This window comes from Bradyrhizobium niftali (genome assembly GCF_004571025.1).
Lineage (GTDB): Bacteria > Pseudomonadota > Alphaproteobacteria > Rhizobiales > Xanthobacteraceae > Bradyrhizobium > Bradyrhizobium niftali.
In genome coordinates, this window is sequence record NZ_SPQT01000008.1 from 120,727 (window position 1) to 144,969 (window position 24,243).

At 65.5% G+C, this 24,243-nt stretch carries 20 protein-coding genes and 1 pseudogene; 17 read left to right on the forward strand and 4 right to left on the reverse strand.

The features are described 5' to 3' along the window. Positions 1-24: 24 nt before the first annotated feature. Positions 25-342, reverse strand: coding sequence for a hypothetical protein (locus E4K65_RS16700; protein WP_027542083.1), 318 nt, complete (start codon positions 340-342; stop codon positions 25-27). A gap of 362 nt (positions 343-704) precedes the next feature. On the opposite strand from E4K65_RS16700, the gene rpsT reads away from it, so the two are divergent. The 16 genes from rpsT (at position 705) to E4K65_RS16780 (ending at position 19,594) form a co-directional block, all read left to right on the forward strand. Beyond that, positions 705-971: a 30S ribosomal protein S20 gene (rpsT, locus tag E4K65_RS16705; RefSeq protein WP_011083654.1), complete on the forward strand. Its 267-nt coding sequence runs from the start codon at positions 705-707 to the stop codon at positions 969-971. Between the two features lie 1,283 nt (positions 972-2,254). Beyond that, the gene (gene dnaA, locus E4K65_RS16715; protein WP_135175112.1) at positions 2,255-3,667 is read left to right on the forward strand and encodes a chromosomal replication initiator protein DnaA; all 1,413 of its coding nucleotides are present in this window, start codon (positions 2,255-2,257) and stop codon (positions 3,665-3,667) included. A gap of 258 nt (positions 3,668-3,925) precedes the next feature. Continuing rightward, complete coding sequence (gene dnaN / locus E4K65_RS16720; protein ID WP_135175113.1) at positions 3,926-5,044, forward strand: DNA polymerase III subunit beta; 1,119 nt, start codon at positions 3,926-3,928, stop codon at positions 5,042-5,044. 54 nt (positions 5,045-5,098) lie between these two features. Then, the gene (locus E4K65_RS16725; protein WP_135175114.1) at positions 5,099-5,386 is read left to right on the forward strand and encodes a GIY-YIG nuclease family protein; all 288 of its coding nucleotides are present in this window, start codon (positions 5,099-5,101) and stop codon (positions 5,384-5,386) included. A gap of 46 nt (positions 5,387-5,432) precedes the next feature. Beyond that, a complete protein-coding gene (gene recF, locus E4K65_RS16730) occupies positions 5,433-6,569 on the forward strand; it encodes a DNA replication/repair protein RecF (protein ID WP_135175115.1) in 1,137 nt (378 codons plus the stop codon). A 112-nt stretch (positions 6,570-6,681) separates the two neighbouring features. Next, positions 6,682-7,425 carry a hypothetical protein gene (locus tag E4K65_RS16735; RefSeq protein ID WP_167770870.1) on the forward strand — a complete coding sequence of 248 codons (744 nt, stop codon included), beginning with the start codon at positions 6,682-6,684 and terminating at the stop codon, positions 7,423-7,425. Positions 7,426-7,542: 117 nt separating this feature from the next. Continuing rightward, the gene (locus E4K65_RS16740; RefSeq protein ID WP_135175117.1) at positions 7,543-9,723 is read left to right on the forward strand and encodes a hypothetical protein; all 2,181 of its coding nucleotides are present in this window, start codon (positions 7,543-7,545) and stop codon (positions 9,721-9,723) included. Positions 9,724-9,753: 30 nt separating this feature from the next. After that, complete coding sequence (locus E4K65_RS49780) at positions 9,754-10,050, forward strand: hypothetical protein (RefSeq protein ID WP_347340958.1); 297 nt, start codon at positions 9,754-9,756, stop codon at positions 10,048-10,050. Between the two features lie 66 nt (positions 10,051-10,116). Further along, a complete protein-coding gene (locus tag E4K65_RS49785; protein WP_347340959.1) occupies positions 10,117-10,494 on the forward strand; it encodes a hypothetical protein in 378 nt (125 codons plus the stop codon). Between the two features lie 283 nt (positions 10,495-10,777). Next, positions 10,778-13,213: a DNA topoisomerase (ATP-hydrolyzing) subunit B gene (gyrB, locus tag E4K65_RS16750; protein ID WP_135175118.1), complete on the forward strand. Its 2,436-nt coding sequence runs from the start codon at positions 10,778-10,780 to the stop codon at positions 13,211-13,213. A 188-nt stretch (positions 13,214-13,401) separates the two neighbouring features. Next, positions 13,402-13,869, forward strand: coding sequence for a hypothetical protein (locus E4K65_RS16755; RefSeq protein WP_135175119.1), 468 nt, complete (start codon positions 13,402-13,404; stop codon positions 13,867-13,869). Positions 13,870-14,010: 141 nt separating this feature from the next. After that, entirely contained in the window at positions 14,011-15,306 is a 1,296-nt protein-coding gene (gene murA, locus E4K65_RS16760; protein WP_092190528.1) for a UDP-N-acetylglucosamine 1-carboxyvinyltransferase, read from the forward strand. Between the two features lie 364 nt (positions 15,307-15,670). Further along, positions 15,671-17,065 (forward strand): MATE family efflux transporter, encoded by a 1,395-nt coding sequence (locus E4K65_RS16765; RefSeq protein WP_135175120.1) that lies wholly within the window; start codon positions 15,671-15,673, stop codon positions 17,063-17,065. Then, positions 17,062-17,550: a DUF2867 domain-containing protein gene (locus E4K65_RS16770; protein WP_135175121.1), complete on the forward strand. Its 489-nt coding sequence runs from the start codon at positions 17,062-17,064 to the stop codon at positions 17,548-17,550. The genes E4K65_RS16765 and E4K65_RS16770 overlap by 4 nt, the downstream gene beginning before the upstream one ends. Then, positions 17,547-18,197: a 2-hydroxychromene-2-carboxylate isomerase gene (locus E4K65_RS16775; RefSeq protein WP_135175122.1), complete on the forward strand. Its 651-nt coding sequence runs from the start codon at positions 17,547-17,549 to the stop codon at positions 18,195-18,197. The genes E4K65_RS16770 and E4K65_RS16775 overlap by 4 nt, the downstream gene beginning before the upstream one ends. A gap of 80 nt (positions 18,198-18,277) precedes the next feature. Next, positions 18,278-19,594: an SMI1/KNR4 family protein gene (locus E4K65_RS16780; protein WP_135175123.1), complete on the forward strand. Its 1,317-nt coding sequence runs from the start codon at positions 18,278-18,280 to the stop codon at positions 19,592-19,594. Positions 19,595-19,844: 250 nt separating this feature from the next. On the opposite strand, the pseudogene E4K65_RS49790 reads toward E4K65_RS16780, so the two are convergent. Together E4K65_RS49790 and E4K65_RS16790 are read right to left on the reverse strand one after the other, a co-directional pair. Beyond that, a pseudogene (locus E4K65_RS49790) lies at positions 19,845-20,042 on the reverse strand (VOC family protein); the annotation flags it as partial. Between the two features lie 87 nt (positions 20,043-20,129). Then, complete coding sequence (locus tag E4K65_RS16790; protein ID WP_135175124.1) at positions 20,130-21,245, reverse strand: FUSC family protein; 1,116 nt, start codon at positions 21,243-21,245, stop codon at positions 20,130-20,132. Between the two features lie 124 nt (positions 21,246-21,369). On the opposite strand from E4K65_RS16790, the gene E4K65_RS16795 reads away from it, so the two are divergent. Then, positions 21,370-22,737, forward strand: coding sequence for an MmgE/PrpD family protein (locus E4K65_RS16795; RefSeq protein WP_135175125.1), 1,368 nt, complete (start codon positions 21,370-21,372; stop codon positions 22,735-22,737). Positions 22,738-22,801: 64 nt separating this feature from the next. Here the strand turns inward: E4K65_RS16795 and E4K65_RS16800 are convergent, their stop codons facing one another. Beyond that, positions 22,802-24,232: a serine hydrolase domain-containing protein gene (locus E4K65_RS16800; protein ID WP_135175126.1), complete on the reverse strand. Its 1,431-nt coding sequence runs from the start codon at positions 24,230-24,232 to the stop codon at positions 22,802-22,804. Positions 24,233-24,243: the final 11 nt, after the last annotated feature.

Below are 24,243 nucleotides of genomic sequence, written 5' to 3' on the forward strand. Positions count from 1 at the left end.
TTACGGCGCCCTGATGTGCGGCGTTCAGTCCCGCGAATAGCCGATCAGGGGCTTGCGCGGGCGGAACAGGATCATCAGCAGGATGCCGACAATGCCGAGGACGGCGAACACCGGCTGGTCCAGCACGAGGCGGATCACCGAGGTCCAGAGCCAGGGCGCCTTGGCCTCGACCCAGGTCCGGAACGCCGACTGGCTGGCCTGATTGATGTCGTTCCAGAACTGGCCGAACCGGGTGAATTTGAGGGTCTGGTCGGCCACCCAGCGGGCGCCGTCATAGACCATGAAAATGAACCCGCCGGCGAGCAGCAACAGCCCAATCAGTCGGAAAAAGCCGCGGATCATGCCTCACCTTATATGGTCGTCCAATCGGCGGACCTAAAGAAACGCCGCCAGCCAATAGCCGCAAGGCGGCAGAAATTCAACCTCTTCAGGGCGTTACGGCACCCATCCGGGCCGCCCGGGGCCGGTTTTCCAAGCCTTGAAAGCGTTGACGGTGCCAAAGACCCTCTCTATAAGGGCGCCAACTGGCGGCGGGCGCAATCCTGCCGCCGCTGTTCTTTGAGCAGTTGCAGGCTCTTTGAGGCCTCGTGTTCCGGGAACAGCCTTGAACCGAACACCCTAAATCCGAGCGTCGATTACGCGGTCAAGCAAGCCGGCGCTACCCGACCAAGACGCGACCGGTACCCGCAAAGGACATTGAGACCATGGCCAATACCACCTCCGCCAAGAAAGCGACGCGCAAGATCGCCCGCCGCACCGCCGTCAACAAGTCGCGCCGCACCCAGATGCGTGGCGCCGTGCGCAACGTCGAGGAAGCGATCAAGACCGGCGACCGCGCCGCCGCCGTGAAGGCGCTGGCCAATGCCGAGCCCGCCTTGATGCGCGCCGCCCAGCGCAACATCATTCACAAGAACAATGCCAGCCGCAAAGTCTCGCGGCTCACCGCGCAGATCGCCAAGCTCGCCAAGTAAGTTCGCGAAGTAGGTTCGCGAACCAGGTTCGCCAAGCGATCTGGTTGCAATCATTCGATCGGTTGATCCGCTCGACATCGCGCTCGTCAATCAGCCCGGCCTCGCGCCGGGCTTTTTGCTGCCTGTCATATTCACGCAAGCAGTCGCGCGCCGCACCAATCTTCGATTGGAGGATTTGCATCTCCGCACTATGATGCCTTCCGTAATTTTACCTGCAGTCTTGTTTGCGGGCGATATTGCAACAGCGGAAACTTTCAGTGCAGTGCGAAAAACCCTTGCGAGGCAAGGCTAACTCGCATCTGCACGCGCGCCAAGTTCTGCACACCGTAGTTTCACCGGAATGCATCTCGCGGTGGAGTTACCCTGTGAAACGAGACTCAAAAAACGATGTCTCGCTAATCACTTATCGACATAGCGATCACAAGCATTTGGAAAATTCGTTTGCACGTCGTGCGCGTGACGCTTTTGTAAAAAATTTTTGGCGGTGACGGGGATTTGTCACATGACGCGGTGCATTTTCGATTCTGTGCACGAATCCAAAAACTTGCTCACGAGCCTGTGCACAAGTCGCGCGCGGCGTTAACGCTGGTCAAGTTTTTTGATGCCTCAAGTGTGAATCAATTTCGTTGCGAGTCTTTCCGCTTAGTGTATTCCTTAAGTCGTTCGCGGCGCCCACGATCTTGAGACCAGCGCGGTTTTGGAAACGGGGCGAGCGTGCAAATCGGCGGCGGTGTGCACGTTGGCGACGCTTCAACAAGCGATTGTCGGTTCAAAACCCATAGCAACATGGGAATGGTAGTTCTTTGTCTGAATGTCTCCAAGCGAGATCCAAGCGCAAACGAGAGACATCTTGAACTACCAACGACAGGCGTGATTGGCGAAGCCGGGCGAACGAACAGTGCAGACGGGCAGGACATCGGCGACTTTGGCCGCGGGTGTCTTCAGGACACGCAGGACCTTGCCGTGAGCAATCACGGCAGGACGGGGAGGTATCATGTCTTACGGACAGAACGCGGTATTGAAACAAGTTTTCCATTCCAATGATGCCGTTCTAAATCCGTCGGACATCCAGCCTCCCGCGTGTGACGGAGCGCCGAGTACGCGCTGACCTCGCGACCCCTCCATCTTTGACATCGCTGATCGGACGCGGCGTTCTCGCCGAACGGTCGAGCCATGCCTGACGATGGACTCGCTTTGAGGTCGCGCCATGCCAGGACCCCTATGGCAGGAACCCTGCATGGCGCTCACAACGCAACTATATCTCTCAAGAGAAGTTTTTGACGATGAACACATCGGAACAGGATCGCTGGTCACGCGTGAAGAGTCGGCTGCGCTCGAACGTGGGCGAAGACGTCTATACGAGCTGGTTTGCGCGCATGGATCTCGAAGACGTGCAGGATGAGAGCGTGCGGCTCTCGGTTCCCACGCGCTTCCTGAAGAGCTGGATCCAGGCCCATTATGCCGAGCGCGTGCTGTCGTGCTGGCAGGCCGAGATGCCGGAAGTGCATCGCATCGATCTCACTGTTCGCTCCGCGGTGCGCCCGGTCGTGCAGCCGAAGGAAGCCCCAGTGGCGGTCGAAACACGCCGTGCGCCCGCGCCGGAGCTGCGCTCGACCGCGACCGCGCCGGTCTCCGCCAATCATGACGCGCTCGGCGGCTCGCCGCTCGATCCGCGCCTGACCTTTGCGAGCTTCGTCGTCGGCCGCTCCAACACGCTGGCCCATGCGGCCGCGCGTCAGGTCGCCGAAGGGCGCCGCGGCGATCCCGTCATGTTCAACCCGCTCTACATCCATGCCGGCGTCGGTCTCGGCAAGACGCATCTGCTCCAGGCGGTGACCTGGGCCGGCAATTCCGGCAACGAGCGCAAGGTGCTGTATCTCACGGCCGAGAAATTCATGTACGGCTTCGTCGCCGCGCTGAAGACGCAGACGGCGCTCGCCTTCAAGGAAGCGCTGCGCGGCATCGACGTGCTGGTGATCGACGATCTCCAGTTCCTGCAGGGCAAGTCGACGCAGGCGGAGTTCTGTCACACGCTGAACGCGCTGATCGACGCCGGCCGCCAGGTCGTGATCGCGGCCGACCGTCCGCCGTCCGATCTCGAGAGCCTGGACGACCGCGTGCGCTCGCGGCTGGCCGGCGGCCTCGTGGTCGAGATGGGCTCGCTCGGCGAGGAGCTGCGCCACGGCATCCTCAAGTCGCGCGTCGCCGCCGCCCGCGCCCATCATGCGACGTTCGACGTGCCGGAGGAGGTGCTGCATTATCTCGCCCGCACCATCACCCATAACGGCCGCGACCTCGAAGGCGCGATCAACCGGCTGCTGGCGCACTCCAAGCTCAACAACCAGCCGGTGACGCTGGAGATGGCCGAGCGCGAGGTGCGCGACCTGGTCCGGCCGCAGGAGCCGAAGCGGATCAAGATCGAGGACATCCAGCGCGTGGTGGCGCGGCAGTATAATGTCAGCCGCTCCGACCTCTTGTCCTCGCGCCGCACCGCCAACGTGGTCCGCCCGCGCCAGGTGGCGATGTACCTCGCCAAGACGCTGACCCTGCGCTCGCTGCCCGAAATCGGCCGCCGCTTCGGCGGACGCGACCACACCACGGTGCTGCACGCCGTGCGCAAGATCGAGGCGCTGGTCTCCAAGGACACCGCGCTGTCGGAGGAAGTCGAGTCGCTGAAGCGCCAGCTTCAGGAATAAACGCCTAGGCTTCTCCTGCCATTCTCCCGCCGCCCCGGCCAAGCCAGGGCGGCGGCTTCGTTTTTGCCTGTAAATCGTGGGGAACTGGCCCCCGATCCCTTGAATCCCGGGGCCATCCGCGCCACCTTGCGCGACCCTGACGGCTTTGGTCATATCGGCTGGAGACCCCGGCCTGTCGGGATCTTCGGTGCCGCGGCGCGCTTTTCGGCCGCCCGGCTTTTCAACGTGGGTTTCCTTGGGGATCGGGCGAGTAGTGCAATGAAGGTTACGGTCGAACGCGCGCAACTCCTGAAATCGCTGGGCCATGTCCACCGCGTCGTCGAGCGCCGCAACACGATTCCGATCCTCGGCAACGTGCTGGTCCGGGCCGAGAACGCGAAATTGTCGCTGAAGGCGACCGACCTCGACCTCGAGGTGACGGAAACGCTGCCCGCGGAAACCGCGACCGCCGGCTCCACCACCGTGCCGGCGCACATGTTCTACGACATCGTGCGCAAGCTGCCGGACGGCTCCCAGATCGTGCTCGAGGCCGACGGCGACCGCGCCGTGCTGGCGATCCGCGCCGGCCGCTCGCGCTTCACGCTGCAGACGCTGCCGGAGAATGATTACCCGGATCTGGCCGCCGGCGACATGTCGCATTCGTTCTCGCTCGCCGCCAAGGACGTCAAGCGGCTGATCGACCGCACCCAGTTCGCGATCTCGACCGAGGAGACGCGCTATTACCTCAACGGCATCTATCTGCACGCCGCCGGCACCGCCAAGGCCGCCACCCTGCGCGGCGTCGCCACCGACGGCCACCGCCTCGCCCAGCTCGACCTGGTCCAGCCCAAGGGCGCGGACGGCATGCCCGGCGTGATCGTGCCGCGCAAGACGGTCGGCGAGGTGCAGCGCCTGATCGAGGACACCGAAGCCGAGATGACGATCGAGCTATCGCAGGCCAAGATCCGCTTTACGATCGGTAACGTCGTGCTGACCTCGAAACTGATCGACGGCACCTTCCCCGACTACGGCCGCGTCATCCCGCAAGGCAATGACAAGGAGCTCGTCGTCGACAAGAAGGATTTCGAGAACGCGGTCGACCGCGTCTCCACGATCTCGAGCGAGCGCGGCCGCGCGGTGAAGCTGTCGCTGTCGCCGGGCAAGCTGGTGCTGTCGGTGACCAACCCGGATTCCGGCAGCGCGACCGAAGAGCTCGAGGTCGAATACGCCTCCGACGCCCTCGATATCGGCTTCAACTCCCGCTACCTGCTCGACATCGCCGCCCAGATCGAAGGCGAGGTCGCGACCCTCAGGCTCGCCGACCCCGGCTCGCCCACCCTGGTCCAGGACCGCGACGACAAGAGCGCGCTGTACGTGCTGATGCCGATGCGGGTGTGAGGATATTTTCCCTCTCGTCATGGCCGGGCTTGACCCGGCCATCCATCAAACAAGATGACCTATTGGGTGTACATCCTCGCCAGCAAGCCCGGTGGAACACTTTACATCGGCGTCACGAACAATTTGGTCCGGCGCATCTACGAACATCGCGAGGGCCTGGCAGATGGCTTCACCAAGCGTTACGGGGTGAAAACGCTGGTCTATTTCGAAGCGCACGACACGATCGCCGCTGCTCTTCAGCGCGAAAAGAACATGAAGCACTGGTCCCGCGAGTGGAAGATCGATCTGATCGTGAAGAGCAACCCCGCGTGGCAAGACCTATATGATGAGATTGCCCGCTGACGCGGGCGATGGATTGCCGGGTCAAGCCCGGCAATGACGAGTTAAAATGACCCCCTCCCGCATTCATCGCCTGACGCTGACGCATTTTCGCAATTATCGGGCGGCGGGGCTCGAGACGGCGGCTGACATGGTGGCGCTGGTCGGGCCGAACGGGGCGGGCAAGACCAACTGCATCGAGGCGATCTCGTTCCTGTCGCCGGGGCGCGGCCTGCGGCGTGCGACGCTGGAGGACGTTGCCGACAAGCAGAGCGACGGCTCCTGGGCAGTGTCGGCGCAGGTCGAGGGCGCCTTGGGCCTCGCCACGCTCGGCACCGGCATCGACGCACCGCGGGCAGATAGCCCGGTGAGCCGGCGCTGCCGCATCGACCGCGAGCCGGTCAATTCGGCGAACTCCTTCGGCGACCACATCCGCATGGTGTGGCTGACGCCGGCGATGGACGGGCTGTTCATGGGCGCGGCCTCCGAGCGACGGCGCTTCTTCGACCGCCTGGTGCTGGCGATCGACAGCGAGCATTCCAGCCGCATCTCCGCACTCGAACGCTCCCTGCGCTCGCGCAACCGCCTGCTCGAGACGCGCAATTACGACGACCATTGGTGCGACGCGATCGAGCGCGAGACCGCCGAGCTTGCGGTCGCGGTCGCCGCGACGCGCGGCCAGACCGCCGCAAGGCTGACCGGCATGCTCAATGCGCGTGCGCAGGCCTCCGCCTTCCCGTCGGCGCAGATCGCGCTCGACGGCTGGATGGAGAACGCGCTGCTTCAAGAGACCGCAACGTCGGTCGAGGACCGCTACCGCCAGATCCTGCGCGACAACCGTCCGCGCGACGCCATCGCCGGCCGCACCACCGACGGCCCGCATTTGACCGATCTCCAGGTCGTCTACGCGCCGAAAGGCATGCCGGCGCGCGATGCCTCGACCGGCGAGCAGAAGGCGCTGCTGATCGGCCTCGTGCTGGCGCACGCGACGCTGGTCGCCGAGATGACCGGCATCGTGCCGCTGCTGCTGCTCGACGAGGTCGTCGCCCATCTCGATCCGAACCGCCGCGCCGCGCTGTTCGACGAGCTGAAGAAGCTTGGCGCGCAGGTCTGGCTGACCGGCGCGGACCCGGCCGCCTTCGCCGAGATCGGCGCCGGAGGCGAGGTCTTTGACGTCGAGAGCGGACGCGTCTCCGCCCGGCGCTAGTACGCCATTGAACCCGACGATTTCCGGCCGCGACTAGCTGTCAGAGGCCGCTCCGAGGGTGTCGCGGCGGTTATTGAGCGATGACATGAATCGCAATCTCTTGGAGAGTGAGATGCGGACGGTAAGGCCCGGGGCGCAGGTCCCGGCACACTGGCGGGCGGTTGCGTGCGGCCTCGTGCTGCTCGCAAGCTGCATGCTCGCGGCAGGCGCCGGCGCGGGGCTGCCGCACCTGACGGCGCTGTTTTCGGCCGAGCTCACGCCGGATCCTGCCACCAGGCTGCCCGCGCCGACCCGCTACAGCTACCGAGGCATCCACACCACCGTCGTGCAGGGCGTTGAGACGCCGCTTCGCACCAAGTTAGAGGCCACCGTGCCCGCCGAGCTCGGCAACGTCCTCGCCTTCTACCGCACCGAGCTCGGAAAGCTCGGCTGGCAGGAACAGCACGATGGCGCGGTGGTCTCCGCCGATCACGTCCAGCTCGCGTTCGTCTCCCCGCTCGGACCCGGCATGCTGGCGCTCGACCGCAAGGACAGCGGCACCACGATCAACCTCGTGCAGAAGAACGCATCCGTCGCGACCAACGCGAACGTCATGCCCGAGCCCGGACAGGCGAAGCTGGTGTTCGCCAACATCAGCGAGACGGACGCCACGCTCACGATCAACGACCGGACCATCAAGCGCGCCGCCGGCTCCTATGCGGTGTCGCTGGATCTGCAGCCCGGCAGATATTCCTACGAGGTGAGCGTGCCGGGCCATCCAGCCACCACGAATATCCTCAACTTCGCCGCCGGCGATACCTGGGAGCTCACGGTCGGGCGTGACGGAGAGGCATGGTCGCCGCTCCTGCTGTATTGAGCCCTGTTGAACCTCGCGGGTTCCTGCCGCGACTAGTCGTCTGAGGCCGCGCCGACGGTGCCGCAGCCTGCCATTGCGCCGGGGATGAAGACCCGCGCGAAATCCAGGAGTTTGGCGATGTCGATCATCAAGCGCGGGACGCAGGTCCCGGCACGCTGGCGGCTGCTTGTATGCGGCCTTCTGCTCATGGCGAGCGCGTCTCTGCCCGCACGCGCCGACGATGGCATTGTCGACGTTCACGCGCTGCCGCAACTCGAGGGTGCGGTGGAAGACACCTCGCGCCCCGATCCCTACCGCGTGGAATATCGCATGCCGACGCCGCAGGCGGTGACTTCACCGGCGGTGCGAAAGCTCCTGAGCGCCGACGGATGGGTGCCCTACGTGCTGCCGCTGGAGGAGAAGAGCACCACGCTGAAATTCAAGAAGGGACGGCAGGGCCTTTCCGTTCATTTCACGCAGGCCCTCGGCCGGCCCGACCAGTCCGTGGTCTACTACACGACCGACCGGGTCTATTCGAACGTGCCGTTTCCCGAAGGCGCGAGCGACCTCGTGTTCGACGGCACGAGGCCCTATCTCGGCTGCATCGCGCCCGGCGCGCTCGATGCGGCCTCGGATTTCTTCACGAAGGAAATGGCGGCGATCGGCTGGCGGAAGCTCACACCTGAGACGGCCGCGCGCTGGGCGAACGCCGATCTCGGCGACGCCGTCCCGAACGGCGTGCGCGTCTTCTACGAGCATCCCGATGGCGACACGACGCAGTTCTACAAGCAGAAGCCGGTGATGCTGACGCTGACCCGCCGCGACGACGGCAGGACCAATGTCGAGATCAGGGTGGCGCCGTTCGTGCTGCCCCAGGAGCTCCAGGCCGACGATGACATTGCCGGCCTGCCGCGACCCAAGCCGACCAAGACCGCCAGGGGATTGGGCAGCGCGACGTCTGCCAAGCACGAAATGTCGGCCGCCGTGATGGCCGATCTGCCCGCGGTGCTCGCCTTCTACCATCGCGAGCTCGCCGCGCGCGGCTGGCAGGAGAATGGCAATGCGCCGCTCGCCGCCGGCGACGAGGTGGCGATCAAGGTCTCCTCGGCGGAGGAAACCGGCGTGCTGCGGCTCGGCCGCAAATATGATTTCACCATGGTCAGCCTGACCGCGCAGTTGACGGAAGCGGCCCTCGCCGCGCGCGCCAGGGCCAAGAAGGAAGCCGACGAGAAATTCTTCAAGGACGCGGAGGCCGCGGCCAGGCAGGTCATCGCCGCCGACGAATCGAGGCGCAAAGTGCAGGCGGCCGCGCTGTCCGACACGCCGCTGAATGCGCTCGCCGACAGCAAGACGCCGGTGCCGGTGCCCGAAAACGCCGAAGGCGTGAAATTCGCGGGCGACGACGGCCGCCTCGAATTCTCCTCCACCTCCAGCGTGAAGGCGCTGACCGCGTTCTATCGCGCCGCGCTGAAGCCCGCAGGCTGGAAGGAGCAGCCCTCCGTCATCAACCAGCCCAACATGGCGGTGATGGAGTTCTCGAAAGGCGGCAAGTCGATCTCGATGACCGTGATGCAAATGGGTCCGAAAGTGAATGTCAGCGCCAACGGATCGGGCCTCAGGATGGCCGCCGCCAATCCTGCCTCCAAGGGCGGCCCGGTGAGCAGCGATCCGGCTGGCGCGCAGGCCAAAGCGTCCGGCCCGCTGGAAGCGGATCCGGAATCCGCGCTGCCCGTGCCGAAGCAGCACAGTTCGACCTCACTTGGCACGGCAAAACTACCCGGAATCGAGGTGCCGTTCCGCCGCGAGCTCGAAGCCAGCGTGCCGGCCGAGCTCAGCGACGTGCTGGCGTTCTATCGTAGCGAGCTGGCAAAACTCGGCTGGCAGGAGAAGCCGGATGGTGCAGTCGTCGCCGCCGACCATGTGCAGCTCGCCTTCACGTCTCCGCAGGGACCGGCCGTGTTGAGCCTTGCCCGGGCCAAGAGCGAGACGTCGATCAAACTGGTGCAGAAGAACCCGGATGCCGCGACCAAGGCGGACATCATGCCAAAGCCCGGCCATGCAAAGTTGCTGCTTGGCAATATGGGCAACCAGGAAGCCGTGCTCACCATCAACAAGCAGACCATCAAGGTTGCAGCCGGCGCGGGCGGTCCGCAGTCGCCGAAGGGGCCCACACTCGATCTGCCGGCGGGCAAGTACCAGTACTCGCTGAAAATGGCGGGCCGCCCCGCCCGCAATGACACCATCGACATCGCCGCGGGCGATGCCTGGGGCCTGATGGTGGGGCCGACCGGCGAAGTGCTGCCGTTGCAGATGTACTGATCCACCGGGCCCCTGATGCGGAGAGCGAGCATGACGACGGCAAGGCGTGCGATGAGAGGTCCGGCACGGTGGCTGCTGCCGCTGTGCGGCCTCGCTCTCCTCGCGGGCGGCCTGGTCGCCGCAAGCGCCGGCAGATGGATGCCGCATCCATCACCGCAAACTTCGGCCGCACTCACACCGGCGGATCCCGACGCCGACATGCCGGTGCCGAAGCAACACAACTTCTCCAGCTCCAATACCACCCATGTGACCGGCATCGAAATCCCGCTGCGGGTCGGACTCGAAGCCCATGTGCAGGCCCAGCTCAGCGATGTGCTCGCCTTCTAGCGCACGGAGCTTGCAAAGCGCGGCTGGGAGGAAAAGCCGGATGGCGCTGTGGTAGCAGCCGATCATGTGCAGCTCGCCTTCGCCTCCCCCAAGGGGCCGGCCACCCTGAAGCTTGGCCGCGCGAAGGACGAGACCATTGTCAGCCTGGTGCAGCGGAATACGGAGGCCGCGGCCAAGGCCAATTTCCTGCCGATAGCAGGACAAGCGCGGCTGATATTCGGCTATCTTGCGCTCGATGTGGCTTCGCTTGTGATCAACGATCAAACCATCAAGATCGCGGGCGGCGAAAATCATCCACAAACGCTGGATCTGCCGCCCGGCACCTATTCCTACGCGCTGCTCGTGTCGGGCTATCGGGTGCGCACCGATACCATCACCGTGGCCGCAGGCCAGGCTTGGTCCCTCACGTTGGACGGCTACAAGAAGCCGGATCAGATCTACTGAACGCAGGTGGCCTGTTCCGTGGCGCCACGGCACCTGGGAACGCGCTTCTCCGCCCCGCAAAATCCGCGCCTTTAAGGGGTGAAAAAGAGGCTCCGAATCGGGCTTTTTGCAGCGCCCAGAATCGGCCTTCGCAAGCCTTGAAAACCGGCCGAAAATCCCTATTTAGTCAAAGGGTTGCCGGAGGATACTTTGCGCTAGGCGCAATCCGTCTTTCATGGCACAAATAGCCTCACATCAGCGCCTTTTTGTGCGGCTGATTCGGGCGACATCTCGAAGGCCTCTCATGACAGAACCTGCTCGGCAGACGCCTGCCGAAAACGAGCCCTCAAATCCGAGCGATTACGGGGCGGAATCGATCCGCGTGCTCAAGGGTCTCGATGCCGTGCGCAAGCGCCCCGGCATGTATATCGGCGACACCGACGACGGTTCGGGCCTGCACCACATGGTGTACGAGGTCGTCGACAACGCGATCGACGAAGCGCTTGCCGGCCACGCCACGCGCGTCGATGTCGTGCTCAATGCCGACAATTCCGTCACCGTGCGCGACGACGGCCGCGGCATTCCCGTCGACATCCACAAGGGTGAAGGCATCTCGGCGGCCGAGGTCATCATGACCCAGCTCCATGCCGGCGGAAAGTTCGACCAGAACTCCTACAAGGTCTCCGGCGGCCTGCACGGCGTCGGCGTCTCGGTCGTGAATGCGCTGTCGAGCAAGCTCGGCCTGCGCATCTGGCGCGACAACAAGGAGCACTACATCGAGTTCGCCCATGGCGATGCGGTCGCACCGCTGGTGGTGGTCGGCGACGCGCCGGGCAAGCGCGGCACCGAGGTGACGTTCCTGGCCTCGGGCGAGACCTTCAAGAACATCGAATATGATTTCGCAACGCTCGAGCACCGCCTTCGCGAGCTCGCTTTCCTCAACTCCGGCGTCAACATCGCCCTCTCCGACATGCGCCACGCGGTCGAGAAGCGCGAGGAGATGCACTATTCCGGCGGCGTCGAGGAATTCGTCAAATATCTCGACCGCAACAAGAAGGCGATCGTGCCGGCGCCGATCATGGTGCGCGCGGAAGCCAACGGCATCGGCGTCGAGGCGGCGCTGTGGTGGAACGACAGCTACCACGAGAACGTGCTGTGCTTCACCAACAACATCCCGCAGCGCGACGGCGGCACCCATCTCGCCGGTTTCCGCGGCGCGCTGACGCGCCAGGTCAACGGCTATGCCGAGGCCAATGCGAAAAAGGAAAAGATCGCGCTGACCGGCGACGATTGCCGCGAAGGCCTCACCGCCGTTTTGTCGGTGAAGGTGCCCGATCCGAAGTTCTCGTCGCAGACCAAGGACAAGCTGGTGTCCTCGGAAGTGCGTCCCGTGGTCGAGAACGTGCTCAACGAGGCGCTCCAGGCCTGGTTCGAGGAGCACCCTAGCGAAGCCAAGATGATCGTCGGCAAGGTGATCCAGGCCGCGGCCGCCCGCGAAGCCGCGCGAAAGGCACGCGAGCTGACGCGCAAGAGCCCGCTCTCGGTCTCCTCGCTGCCCGGCAAGCTCGCCGACTGCCAGGAGAAGGATCCGGCCAAGTCCGAACTCTTCATCGTCGAGGGTGACTCGGCAGGCGGCAGCGCCAAGCAGGGCCGCAACCGCGAATTCCAGGCGGTGCTGCCGCTGCGCGGCAAGATCCTCAACGTGGAACGCGTGCGTCCCGACAAGATGCTGGGAAGCGAGCAGATCGGCACGCTGATCACGGCGCTCGGCACCGGCATCAGCGACGAGTTCTCGATCGACAAGCTGCGCTATCACAAGATCATCGTGATGACGGACGCCGACGTCGACGGCGCCCACATCCGCACGCTGTTGCTGACCTTCTTCTACCGGCAGATGCGCGACATCATCGACGGCGGCTATCTCTACATCGCCCAGCCGCCGCTCTATAAGGTCTCCAGAGGCAAGTCCGAGCAGTATCTGAAGGACGAGCGGGCGCTGGAAGACTATCTGATCGACGCCGGCCTCGACGACTGCGTGTACATTCCCGGCACCGGCGGCGACCGCACCGGCCGCGATCTCCGCTCGCTGGTCGACGACGCCCGCGCCGTCCGCAGCATCCTGCGCAACCTGCACAGCCGCTATAACCGCAGGGTCGTCGAGCAGGCGGCCATCACGGGCGTGCTGAACAAGTCGATCTACGGCGATCCCGAGAAGGCCGCCGCAGCCGCCCAGTACATCGCGAGCCGGCTGGACAGCCAGGCCGAGGAGGTCGAACGCGGCTGGGTCGGGCAATACGTCGAAGGCCAGGGCTTCCTGCTCGAGCGCACGGTGCGCGGCGTCAAGGAAGCCGCTGTTATCGACGATGCCTTCCTCGGCTCGGCCGAGGCCCGCAAGCTCGACGAGTACACGCCGAAACTCCAGGACGTTTATGCCCGCTCCGGCAAGCTGCGGCGCAAGGACAGCGAGCAGATGGTCCACGGCCCGTCCGACCTGTTCGAGGCGGTGACCGAGGCCGGCCGCAAGGGCATCTCGCTCCAGCGCTACAAAGGTCTCGGCGAGATGAACCCGGAGCAGCTCTGGGAGACGACGCTCGACACCGAGGCGCGCTCGCTGCTCCAGGTGAAGGTCAAGGAGGTCGACGAGGCCGACGACATCTTCACCAAGCTGATGGGCGACGTGGTCGAGCCGCGCCGCGACTTCATCCAGGAACATTCGCTGAGCGCGACGATCGATATCTGAGGCGCGGCAGCGTTCACGAGAGGTCGTCATGGCCGGACTTGTCCCGCCGGAGCGGCTTCGGCCGCGCAGGCGGGACAAGCCCGGGCATGACGGCTAGACCAATCCCTGCATCGCTGAACCTCACCACGCGCCATCGCGACGAAACGGCATGAACCCGCAAGGCCATTCCGGCCGGGAAGTGTCGTGCCATGACCAGCTCTGCGACCGCAAGTTCTGCCGTGCCATCCCGCCGGCTCGGCGTAATCGGCAGCATCGTCGGCGTGCTGGCGCTGATCGCGGCCGTGCTGCCGCACTGGCTCGTGCCCGTGATCTATCCGCCGCCGCCGGCGGACCAGGTCATCGTCGACACCGGGCACCGCCTCAAGGACCGCCTGATCGCGCGCGTCAAGGGCACCGAGTATCACGCCCCGCCCCGCGAGAAATCGACGGGCAGCCAGCTCAGGGAGGCATCCTCGATCGGTGCGATCTCGCTCGGCCTGCTCGCGATCCTGCTCGCCGTCCTCGCGCTGGTGTTTCGCGAGGAGAGGCTGCTGGCGGGCGTGGCGGCCGCGCTCGGGACCGGCGCCATCGCCATCGAGATATCCTTCCTGGCCATGGGCGTGCTGATGCTGATCGTGATCCTTTATGTGGTGGCGAATATCATCGGCTTGTTCTAAACGCCCGGTCCAGCGGGCCTCTTCGGGGGCCATGAGCGGCTCTCCGCCGCGACAAGTGCAGAATTGCTACCCTGCTCAATTCTCGGTAGTTTCCGCTTCCGAAGCAGCCCGCCCCACCGCAACAGGACGGAGAGAACCGACGTGGCGCCCATCCAATACATCGTCGAGGGCGGTCACCGGCTCTCGGGCTCGATCGAGCCGTCCGGCAACAAGAATTCAGCGCTGCCGATCATCGCCGCCGCCCTGCTCACCGAGCATCCGGTGACGCTGGAGAACGTGCCGCGGATCCGCGACACCGAAACGCTGGTCGAACTGATCCGCTCGGTCGGCGCGGCGGCGGAATGGACCGCCCGCAACACGCTTCATATCCATGCCAAGAGTATCCGCGCCGCCGATCTCGACCCCGAGCTCTGCGTCCGCATCCGCGCCTCGATCCTGCTCGCAGGCCCCCTGCTCGCCCGCTGCGGCGAGGTGATGCTGCCGCCGCCCGGCGGCGACGTCATCGGCCGCCGCCGGCTCGACACCCATGTGCTGGCGCTGGAACAGCTCGGGGCCAAAGTCACCGCGACCGACCGGCTCGAATTCCGCGCGCCAAAGCTCGCCGGCGCGGACGTGTTCCTGGACGAGCCGAGCGTCACCGCGACCGAGAACGCGCTGGTGGCGGCGGTCGCCGCCGACGGCGTCACCTATTTGCGCAACGCGGCCTCCGAGCCGCATGTGCAGGACCTCGCCAATTTCCTGGTCGCACTCGGCGCCAGAATCGAGGGCATCGGCACCAACACCATGATCGTGCACGGGCCGGCGACGCTGGGGGAAGCGACCTACCGGATCCAGCCCGACCATATCGAGGTCGGCTCGCTGATCGGGCTTGCCGCCGTGACGCGCTCGCCGCTTCGCATCGTGCGCGCCGGTGTCGAGCACCTGCGCTCGATCCGCATGGGTTTCGAGCGGCTCGGCATCGTCTGCCGCGTCGAGGGCGACGACCTCATCGTGCCCTCGAACCAGACGCTCAAGATCCAGGACGATTTCGGCGGCCACGTGCCGAAGCTGGAGGACCAGCCCTGGCCCGCCTTCCCCGCCGATCTGATGTCGATCGCGATCGTCACCGCCACGCAATGCGAGGGCGTGATCCTGATGTTCGAGAAGATGTTCGAATCGCGGATGTTCTTCGTCGACAAGCTGATCGCGATGGGCGCGCGTATCGTGCTCTGCGACCCTCATCGCGCCATCATCGCCGGCCCCAGCCGCCTGCGCGGCGCGCCGATGACTTCACCCGACATCCGCGCCGGCATGGCGATGCTGCTGGCCGCCGTCTGCGCCGAGGGCACCTCGACCATCAACAACGCCGACCAGATCGAGCGCGGCTACGAGCGCATCGAGGAGCGGTTGAACGCGCTGGGCGCGAAGATCAAGCGCGTGCCCGAAAGGAAGAGCTGAGGACTTCTTCGCCTCTCCCCGCTAGCGGGGAGAGGCTGGATAGCATCGCAGATGCAATCCGGGTCAGGGGGAGTCTCCGCGAGTCCAACTGCCACCTTTTCTGCGGAAGCAGGCCCCTCACCCCAACCCTCTCCCTCGTAAGAACGGGGAGAGGGAGAAGAGACCGCTTTCGTCAACTCACTCGTGCCCCGGACGCGGCACAGCACGCCCGGCGATGCGAAGCATTGTCCGGTCGTGATGCGCCGCTGAGCCGGGGCCCTTATTGCGGGATCGATGCTTGTGGCTCCTGGGTCCCGGCTCGCGCTTCGCGCGTCCGGGACACGTGAGCCATGTTTTCGACGTGCGGCTGTGTTATTGACCGGCCATGCTCGACACAGTCCAGCCTCGTCCGCAGCCGCAAGCCGGCGTGCCGCAAAACCATCTCGCCGAAGAGTTCGTCGAGACGCTGCGGCTGGCCGTGCCGATGATGCTGACGCAGCTTGGGCAGATCGCGATGATCACGACCGATCTCGCGCTGATCGGGCGGCTCGGCGAGGAGGCGGTCGCGGCGGCCGCGCTGGCGCATACGGTCTATTTCGTCAGCTTCACCTTCGGGCTCGGCCTGATGTCCGCGGTGTCGCCGCTGGCCGCGCAGGCGTTCGGCGCCGGCGACGTCAGGCGCATCCGCGGCGCCTTGCGCGTCGGCCTGTGGGTCGCGTTGCTGATCTCTCTGCCAATGATGGCCTCGCCGCTCTATGGCGAGCACATTCTGCTCGCACTTGGCCAGGCGTCGCAATCGGCCGCACTGGCGCAGCGCTATCTCTATGGCCTCGCCTGGGGCATCGCGCCGGCGCTCGGCTTCATCGCGCTGCGCAGCATGATGAGCGCGGTGAACCGCCCACAGGCGCCGCTGTGGATCACGGTCGCGGCGATCCCTGTCAATGCGGTGCTGGTCTATGCCCTGATCCACGGGCTGTTCGGCATGCCCCAGCTCGGTCTGTTCGGCGCCGGCCTTGGAACCACGCTGGTCAATCTCGGCACCTTCCTTGCCGCGCTCGCGGTCGTGGCCTGGCGCAAGCCGTTTTCGGACTACCACCCGCTCGCAAACCTCTGGCGGATCGACTGGCCGCTGATGCGCCAGCTCGTCACCATCGGTGCGCCGATCTCGTTTTCGCTGCTGCTGGAGTATGGCCTGTTTTCGTCGGCCGCGCTGCTGATGGGACTGATCTCGACCGCCGCGATCGCCGCGCACCAGATCGCGCTGCAGGTCACCGCCGTGCTGTTCATGGTGCCGCTCGGCATCGGCATGGCGGCTACGGTGCGCGTCGGCCATGCCTTCGGCCGCAACGAGCCGCTCGCCGTCAGGCGCGCGGGCCTCGTCGCCGCCGTGCTCGGGATCGTGCTCGTCTCCGCGCTGACGGTCGCCATCATCCTCGGCCGTTACCAGGTGGGCCGGCTGTTCTTCGGCAGCAGCGAGGCCAGCGCGGCGACGATCGAATTGACGGCGACGCTGCTGGTCGTCGGGGCAACGTTCTTCATCGCCGACGGCCTGCAGACCATCATGGGCGGCGCGCTGCGCGGCATCAATGACACCAGGATGACGCTGGTGTTCGCGGCGATCGGCTATTGGTGCGTCGCCTTCCCGGTCGGCTGGGTGCTGGCCTTCAACGCCCAGCTCGGCGCGGTCGGGATCTGGATCGGTTTTTCAGTCGGCTCGTTCGTTTATGCCGGCCTTCTGATCTTGCGCTTCCGGATGCTGACGCGCAGACTGGCGGGATGACCGGACAGGTTCGCGAAATCACCCCCAATGTCGACGCCGGCACAGTGCTGGCCGGCGCGCAGTTCATCGACGCGTTTCGCGTCGATATCGGTACGGCCGCAGTGAACGCACGCGAGGCCTGCACGCGGATGGTCGCGAACGAGCCGGGCTGGATCAGCGCGCTGGTGCGCCTGCGCAACATTCTCGTCACGCCATTCGGCCTGAAAAAATCCGGCGAAGGCGCGCCCGCACCCGGCGGCCTGATCGGACTGTTTCCCGTGTTGAGCGAGACACCGGAGCGACTGATCGCCGGCTTCAATGATTTTCACCTCGATTTCCGCATTGTGGTGGACGTGGCCGGGGATGCAGCGAGCCGTGAGGTGACCCTGACTACGCTGGTGAAGACGAACAATTTGCTCGGCCGGACCTATCTCGCGATCATCACGCCGTTCCACAAGGTCGTGGCCCGCAGCATGATCGGGGGGATCGCGGAGCCGGCGCGATGACGCTCTCCGTCGACCTGTTCTATTCCTTCCGCAGTCCCTACAGCTATCTGGCGCTGCCGAGGACGCTGAAGCTGGTCGAAGAGTATGATCTCGCGGTGAACCTGCGACCGGTCTACCCGATCGCAGTCCGCGTGCCCGGCTTCTTCAAGAAGGCTAGTCCGAACTTCATTCGCTATGTGGTGCTCGACAGCACGCGCGTAGCGCAGCACGAGGGCATTCCGTTCCGCTTTCCCCGGCCCGACCCGATCGTGCAGGATATGACGACGCTCGATGTCGCGACCGAACAACCCTACATCCACCGGCTGACCCGGCTGGGCGCGATGGCGCAGCTCGAGGGCCGTTCGCTCGCATTCACCGATGCAATCGCCCGCGTGCTGTGGGACGGCTCGGTGGCGGGCTGGAACGAAGGCGATCACCTCGCCCGCGCCACTGCGGCGGCCGGCTTCGATCTCGCCGCGATGGATGAAGCGATCAGCGCAGATCCGGATCGTTACGAGCGGGTGATCGCCGAGAACGAGAAGGACCACGCCGCCTCCGGTCATTGGGGCGTGCCGACCTTCGTGTTCGAGAACGAGCCGTTCTTCGGCCAGGACCGCATCGACCTGCTGGTCTGGCGCATGGTGGCTAAGGGCCTGACGAAACGCTAGGCCGTGGTCGTGAACCGGTTTCCCTGAAACTGCGACTGAGACGTGGCGCCCCGATCCCAGCGGCGCGTTCGGAGGGTCGCATGTATCTGGCAAAGTTCTTCCACCGCGCACCCGGCGATGACGATCGCGAATTGATGCTGGTCCCGGGCAGCGATCCCATGGTGATCGGCGTTCATATGAACTGGAAGGGCGATCCCGACGCGGACGAATTTCTGCGCAAGGAATTCTCCGGCATTGCCGACGCCGCGGCGGCTTTCCGCCGCCATGTCGCCAAGCTGGTCGCGGCCGGCTATGTCGAGACGGATCATACCAACTACACGCTGCGCGACCTCGGGCCCAATCCGCGAGCCAAGCCTGACTGGCAGAAGGGGCTCGATGAGCTGATGATCCTGGCGCTCAGCGCGCCGATGGCCGAGCAGGCCGCGCAGCTCGACGCGCTCAAGGGCACGCCGGCCGAACATGAGCCGCTGTATCTCTGGCATGCCGCGCGTCGCGGCTATTCTGCCGGAGACGACGCCGCCCAGACGGTGCGCCTTACCGAGCAGGCGCGCGACACGCTCATAGCGCGGCGCGCGGCCAAGGAGCCGCATTATGCGTGGTCGATCTACGAGGGCGATCTGGAAGGGCGAATCCTGGAATTGCTGAGCGATGTTTATCTGGAGGCCGACAATCCCGATGCCGCGCTGAAGACGATCGAGCATTTGTGCAAGACCGCCCCGAACCACGCGCGCATCCTCAAGCGCGCCGAGCTGCTCTGCGGCTTCTTTCCCGAGCGGCGGGAAGAGGCTTTTGACGACGCCTATCAATGGTCGCGTTTCGGCGGCTATGAGGACATCATGGCGTTTCCCGGCTACGAAGCCTACGCGGCCCAACGCAAGGCGGGAACGTCCGCAAAAGGCTGGCGCTGGAAACCCGGCACGCCGGCGAGCGAAGCGGACGTGAGCAAAGCGGAGCAGGCGCTCGGCGTCCGGCTGCCCGATGACTATCGCAAGTTCCTGCTGACGCGCGGCGAGACCGAATTGTTGGTGCGACTGCCTGAATCGTCCTCCGAGCTTCGCTTCTATGCGCCTGATGAACTCGCCACGCAGCTTCGCAATGTCCTGGACTTCATTGCCCATTCCGAGGACGAGCTCGAAGAGGCCTGCGCCTATTTCCGTAAGGAATACGGCGTCTCGTTGAAGCATCTGGTGCCGGTTGCGGAACCGTCACAGCTCAGCCGCTGCCTGCTGCTCCATGTCGAGCCCGGCGAGCGCTATGGCCAGTGCTTTCAGTGGGACCATGACGGCGCGTGGGAGCTGGAGCAGCCGCAGCCGGGTTTTGACGTTGCGTTGAACGCGCTGACGGACGGCATCGAGCAGCGCGACGCGACGCAGCTCGCGTTCTTCGATCTCTCCTGACGCGGCAGTAGGGCGTGTTCCCTCGAAGGCGACGCGGTCGCCCGTCAACTTCGCACCGGCTGCCCCACCCCGAGCAAGTTACCTTCGCTGTCGCGAAACCAGGCGCCCCGCTCTCCAACACCCTTGCTGGGTAATTTCCCGCAATCTCGGCAATCCCCTCGACAGTCTTCAGGCCGGGCAGATCGTACTCCTCGAACTCGACTCCCCGCGCGCGAAGCTCGCGTACGGTGGCCTCGATATCCTCGACCTCCCATCCCATCTGGGTGTGCGTGTGGGCTTGCACTCCTGCCGATATGAATATCGCAAACTCGCCCCCCGCGCAGACATAGCGGAGTCCGCCCGCACGCTCTTCTATCGGCTCGAGCCCGAGTTTCTCGGAGTAGAATGCCCGAGCGCGGTTCAGGTCCTTTGCCGGAAGCCGGGTTGCCACCTTCGCGTTCCCTAGCATGTTCTCTCCTTTCTTCGTCTCAAGCTCGTTCACTGTTCTACGGCGCTTTGCAGTCGGCAGCCGACGCTTTTGAGTACACGCCCAAGCTCACTCCGCCACGCGCGCGGACTTGTCGGTCGAGACTTCCGACCATTCGCCGACGACGCGGTCGAGATCGCAGAGATTCTGGTGCATCTGCTCCAGCGAGAAGCCGATGGCGAAGAAGCGTTCGGCGGTGTCGCCGGAATGGCCGCGGATCAGACCGTCATGGCGCACCGCGGCAACCGCCTCGGCGTAGTGCTGAAGCGCGACATGCACGGGATGGATCGGCGGCGCGCCGACGCCCTCGCGCAAGGCCGCGGCGGCCGAACGCAGGAACCGCGCGATCACGGTCGAGACCTCCGTCAAGGGAGCTGCAAGCCGCATCTGCACCTCGGCCGGCAGCGGCACCACGGTGGCGCGGCCGATCATCACGACGTCATGGCGCAGCCGCAGGACCGTTCGCAGCAAGGGACCGGTGTCGGGCCCGCTCGACAGGCGCGCGGCGCGCTCGCGTTCGGCCTCGGCGCCGATCGCATTGAGACCGACCATCGCCGTGCCGATGCCGTCCTGGATCCGGTGCAGCGCGTCGTTGTCGCGGCCGCGCGTCAGGCCCGCAAGCAGCTCGGTGAAGGCATCCGCGATCAGCTCGAGCAGCGTGGCCGCGCTGGCGCGGATCTGCCGCACCGCGCGCGACGGCAGCACCAGGAATGAGACCAGCAGCCCGGTGATGGCGCCGACCCCGACCTCGCTGACGCGGTCGATCGCCGACGCCAGGGGATCGGAATGATGCATGGTCGGAACCAGCAGCACGATGATCGCGGTCACCGTCGCGGCGTTGAGGCTCGGATTGATCGCGGCCACGAAGGCGAGCGGCGCGACCGCCAGCACCAGTAGCCCCAACAAACCGGCTTCGGTCGAATAGGGGATCAGGATCGCGATGGCGCCGCCATAGATGGCGCCGCCGATCGTGCCGAGCACGTAGTCGCGCGTTGCCTTCAGCGAGCGGCCGACGCTCATCTGGGTCACGATCAGCGAGGTCAGCACGGCCCAGAGCGGCAATAGCAGATGCAGCGCGGTGGCGATCGCATAGGCCGCCACCGCGGCCACCGTGACCCGGATCGCCAGCCCCAACTGCGTCCGCCGTGATCGGATCCGGTCGAACATTTGTCTTGCGAGTGCCATCGTCGAATGTCCCGGTCCGATCCTCTTGGAGCCTGCCAAAAGCATAGCTGATGCCCGCGGCCCCCAGGCCGCTTGAAAGGCCAAATCGGCCCGCCTAACTTGCGCGCCAAAACGAGGAAACACGATGGCCCACGAAACCGCAACGCTCGCCGCCTATGTCTTCAATCTGAAATACCAGGATATTCCGGCGGAAGTGCTGGATCGCGCCAAGGTGCTGACGCTGGATTTCCTCGGCAGCGCCATCCGGGCCCGGCGCGAAGCGGAATCCACCCCCTCGATCCTGAAGATGCTGGAGGCGCTCGCGCTCGACACCAAGGGCGAGTCCACCGTGTTCGGCGATAGCAAGACCTGGACCCCTGCGGTGGCGGCGCTGCTCAATGGCGCGCTCGGCCATTCCCTCGATTTCGACGACACCCATGCGGATTCCTCGCTGCATCCGAGCGCGCCGGTCGTTCCGGCCGCGTTCGCCGTCGGCGAGATGGTCGGCGCTTCCGGCCGCGACGTGCTGACCGCGATCGTGGCGGGCTATGAAGTCTGCTGCCGGCTCGGTAACGCGCTCGACCCGACCTCGCATTATGCGCGCGGCTTCCATCCGACCGCGACCGCGGGCACCTATGGCGCGGCGGCCGCGGCCGGAAAACTGTTCGGCCTCAGCGAAAAGCAGATCATCGCCGCCTTCGGCGTCTCCGGCAGCCAGGCCGCGGGCTCGCTGCAATTCCTGGTCAACGGCGCCTGGAACAAGCGCTACCAGGTCGGCGCCGCCGCGATGAACGGCGTGATCGCCGCGACGCTGGCGCGCAACGATTTCGTCGGCGCGACCGAATCGGTCGAGGGCAAGCACGGCCTGCTCGCCGGCTACACCGACGATGCGCATCCTGAAAAGGCCGTGGCCGAGCTCGGCAAGACCTACGAGACGATGAAGATTGGCGTGAAGCCGTATCCGAGCTGCCGCTACACCCATGCCGCGATCGACGCGCTGATCGCGATGCGGCGCGAGCACAATCTGACGCCCGACCAGGTCAAGCGCGTCGAGATCGGTTTGCATCGGAACGGCATCACCCTGACCGGCGATGCCGCGACCAAGCGGCACCCGACCTCGATCGTCGGCGGCCAGTTCTCGATGTTCTTCACCGGCGCACTCGCGCTCGACCAGGGCTCGTTCGGCTGGGACGATTACAACCGCCTTGGCGATGCCGCCATCGACGCGCTCGCCGACAAGTTCGACGTGGTGCAGGACGACCGGCTTGAGATCGGGCGCACCCATCCGTTCGGTGCGCGCGTCAGCATCACGACGGACGATGGCGTGCACGAGCGGCTCTATGCCGATCCCTCCGGCGAGCCGAACTCGTTTCCCGATGCGCAGGCAATGCAGCAGAAATTCCTTACGCTGGCGCGCCCGGTGCTGAATGCGCGGGCGGAGAAATTCGCGAATGCGATCCTGACGCTGGAGCGGTTCGATCGCGTGGCGAAGGCGACGGAGCTGGGAAGGTAGGAGACGTCTGTTTGCCTCTCCCCGCTTGCGGGGAGAGGGAGAAGAGGCGGCGCTCCTCGCTACCTCAGTTCGCCCCCGCCAGCTTCCCCTTCTCGGTGCGTGCTGCGGCCACCACGTCGCGCACGAGATCGAACACGCCGTCCGCTTGCGGCGGCCAGTTCGGCGAGCGGCCGAGCCGCACGATCACCAGGCGCTCCGACGGAATCACGATCGTGTACTGCCCGATCGTGCCCTTGGCGAAGAAGGCATCGCGCGGCCAGCCGTGCGTGACGCGAAAGTTCGCACCAAAACCATCGCCCTGGTTGGTCCAGAAGCCGGCGCCGATACCGACCCAGGCGTTCGGGGTGGCGGACGCTGAATAATTCACCCAGCCCTCCGGCAGGATGCGCTTGCCGCCGACAACGCCGTCGTTGAGATAAAGCTGGCCGAAGCGCGCCCAGTCGCGCGCGGAGGCCAGCATGTTGCTGGAGCCCTCGATCGTGCCGGCACTGTCGAGCTGAAGCGTGACGTTGTTCATGCCGAGCGGCGCGAACAATTCGCGGCGCGCGAAGGCCAGCGCATCTACGGGCTTGCCGCCCGCGGCGTTGCGGATCAGATGCGCGAGAATGAGAAAATTGCCGTCGTGATAATTCCACGCAGTGCCCGGCGCGGTCGCGAGCGGCGCGCGCTCGGCAAAGCTGGTCATATCGTCTTCGGCGAACTTCATGGCGTTGACCGGCTCGAGCGCGGAACCGAGGGACGCCTCCAATGAACTTCCGAGCGCAATGCCTGCGGTGTGACGCAGCAACTGATCGACCGTGATGGCATGGTGCGGATCATCAGGATTTTGCCAGGCGGCGATTGGCGCGGGCCCATCCAGCTTCAACTTGCCCTGGCGCACGAGAATGCCTGTCAACGCTGAGATCACCGACTTCGTCATGGAGAAGCCGAGCAGCTGCGTCTCGGGCCCGATGCCATCGGCATAGCGCTCGGCAATGATGCGGCCGGCCTTCATGACGACGATTGCGCGGGTGCGGCGATGAGGCGGCTGCGCGGGCTCGGCGAAGGCGCGGTCGAGCGCGGCTGCCAGGTCCCCGCTTTGCGGCGGAGCGACTCCCGGGCCGGCGATCTCGGGCAGCAGCGCGGGCTGTTTGTCAGCAGGCGGCAATGCGACGTCAGTGATCCCCCGGCCGTGCTCGAGGGTGCAGCCGAGCCCCTCGCGATAGACGGCATGGCTGCGGCCGATGCCGAACAGGGTCACCGTGACATCCTTATGGGCGCGATCGATCTGCAAATTCATCGCCCAGGTCAGGAGGCCGGTACCCGGCATCGCGTCGGTGATCTCGGCGAGGTTGCGCTGGGGATCCAGACCGGAGACGAACGTCTCCGAGCAGAGCGTGTCGGCGATGAAGCCGGTAGCAACCTTGGGCACGTTACGCGCCCGCGCCGCGCCGAGCACGAGGCCGGCGCAGGCGATGGCGGTGGTGAGGAGGACGATCTTACGGCGACGGGTCACGGGCTTTCTCC